The sequence below is a fragment of the Pseudoalteromonas sp. T1lg75 genome (assembly GCF_002964705.1).
Taxonomy (GTDB): Bacteria; Pseudomonadota; Gammaproteobacteria; order Enterobacterales; family Alteromonadaceae; genus Pseudoalteromonas.
The window spans coordinates 1-560 of record NZ_PQCD01000012.1 but is presented as its reverse complement, the minus strand read 5'-3'; the positions used below and the strand labels follow the sequence as shown (position 1 = coordinate 560).

Here is a 560-nt window from a genome sequence, read left to right as displayed (position 1 = left end):
AACTTCGCCAGAAGTTAGAATACTAAAGTAGACGCACAATCAATCTTTCAATTGACTGGCATATTTCTTTACTTATTGAGAACTCTAAATCATTCAAAATTGAACAATTCAAAGTTTTTATCAGCTTTCCAAATTTTTAAAGAGCAAGAGAATTACTTCTCAGAGTTAAACACACTCTATTCTCAGGGCGTTTCCCCGAAAGAATGTTTATCTATAAGAAGGAGTAGTAAAGTGGTGGAGCTAAGCAGGATCGAACTGCTGACCTCCTGCGTGCAAGGCAGGCGCTCTCCCAGCTGAGCTATAGCCCCACATTACTAGGATACGTGCATTGTTTATAACCGGTCTTTGCTTTGAAGCAAAGTGGTGGGTCTGAGTAGACTTGAACTACCGACCTCACGCTTATCAGGCGTGCGCTCTAACCAGCTGAGCTACAGACCCAAACAATGACGTTTGTTCTCTATTTCATAATCAACAATCATCTGTGTGGACACTGCGAACAAATTCGTTCTAAATCGTATAAGGAGGTGATCCAGCCCCAGGTTCCCCTAGGGCTACCTTGT

The 560-nt window shown here is 42.3% G+C and carries 2 tRNA genes; both read right to left on the bottom strand.

Annotated features, from left to right (window positions below):
* Positions 1-232: 232 nt before the first annotated feature.
* A tRNA-Ala gene (locus C2M36_RS02500) sits at positions 233-308 on the bottom strand.
* Positions 309-361: 53 nt separating this feature from the next.
* Positions 362-438: transfer RNA gene (locus C2M36_RS02495), tRNA-Ile, on the bottom strand.
* Positions 439-560 lie beyond the last annotated feature (122 nt).